Origin of the sequence: Telmatospirillum sp. J64-1 (genome assembly GCF_006980715.1) — a bacterium.
GTDB classification, from domain to species: Bacteria; Pseudomonadota; Alphaproteobacteria; order Rhodospirillales; family Magnetospirillaceae; genus Oleiliquidispirillum; species Oleiliquidispirillum nitrogeniifigens.
This window is the reverse complement of the sequence record NZ_SBHN01000070.1, coordinates 1-1,420: the sequence shown is the minus strand read 5'-3', so window position 1 is coordinate 1,420 and position 1,420 is coordinate 1. Positions and strand designations below refer to the sequence as shown.

Genomic DNA, 1,420 nt, shown 5'->3' with positions numbered 1-1,420 from the left:
GGCAAGGGCATCCGCCCGGGCACCTATTGCGAGCCGAAGATGACCACCGTCGGCTCGCAGGACACCACCGGCCCGATGACCCGCGACGAGCTCAAGGACCTCGCCTGCCTGGGCTTCTCGGCCGACCTGGTGATGCAGTCCTTCTGCCACACCTCGGCTTACCCGAAGCTGGTCGACGTCAAGACGCATAAGGAACTGCCGGCCTTCATGTCGACCCGCGGCGGCGTTTCCCTGCGCCCCGGCGACGGCGTCATCCATTCCTGGCTCAACCGCCTGCTGCTGCCCGATACCGTGGGCACCGGCGGTGACTCGCACACCCGCTTCCCCATCGGCATCTCCTTCCCCGCCGGCTCGGGTCTGGTGGCCTTCGCCGCCGCCACCGGCGTGATGCCGCTGGACATGCCCGAAAGCGTGCTGGTGCGCTTCAAGGGCCAGATGCAGCCGGGCGTGACCCTGCGCGACCTGGTCAACGCCATCCCGCTCTACGCCATCCGCCAGGGCCTGCTGACGGTCGAGAAGAAGGGCAAGAAGAACGTCTTCTCCGGCCGCATCCTCGAGATCGAGGGCCTGCCCGACCTCAAGGTGGAACAGGCCTTCGAGCTGTCGGACGCCTCGGCCGAACGTTCGGCGGCGGCCTGCACCGTGCGCCTGAACGAAGAGCCGATCATCGAGTACATGCGCTCCAACATCACGCTGATGAAGTGGATGATCGCCAACGGCTATGAGGACCGCCGCACGCTCGAGCGCCGCATCAAGGCGATGGAGGACTGGATCGCCGCGCCGCAGCTGCTGGCGCCCGACGCCGATGCCGAATACGCCGCGGTGATCGAGATCGACTTGGCCGACATCAAGGAGCCGATCGTCGCCTGCCCCAACGATCCCGACGACGTCAAGCTCCTCTCCGAGGTCTCCGGCGACAAGATCGACGAGGTCTTCATCGGCTCGTGCATGACCAATATCGGTCATTTCCGCGCCGCCGCGAAGGTGCTCGAAGGCAAGTCCGACATCCCCACCCGGCTGTGGATCGCCCCGCCGACCAAGATGGATGCCGCGATCCTGACCGAGGAAGGCTATTACAGCATCCTGGGCAAGACCGGGGCGCGCATGGAAACGCCCGGCTGCTCACTGTGCATGGGCAACCAGGCGCAGATCCGCAAGGGCGCGACGGCGATCTCGACCTCGACCCGCAACTTCCCCAACCGTCTGGGCATCGACACCAACGTCTATCTCGGCTCGGCCGAGCTGGCCGCCGTCTGCGCCCTCTTGGGCAAGATCCCGACGGTTGAGGAGTATCTGGAGCAGGTCACCGTGGTCAACCAGAAGGCCGGCGACATCTACCGCTACATGAACTTCGACCAGATCGAGCAGTTCCGCCAGCTGGCCGATACCGTCAAGCTGCCCGCCTAACAGAACAGGCAGC

1 protein-coding gene is annotated in these 1,420 nt (G+C 65.7%); it reads left to right on the top strand.

What is annotated here, in order from left to right:
* The coding region (locus EPD66_RS23785; protein WP_142851043.1) for a bifunctional aconitate hydratase 2/2-methylisocitrate dehydratase at positions 1-1,407 on the top strand (1,407 nt) is incomplete at its 5' end.
* Positions 1,408-1,420 lie beyond the last annotated feature (13 nt).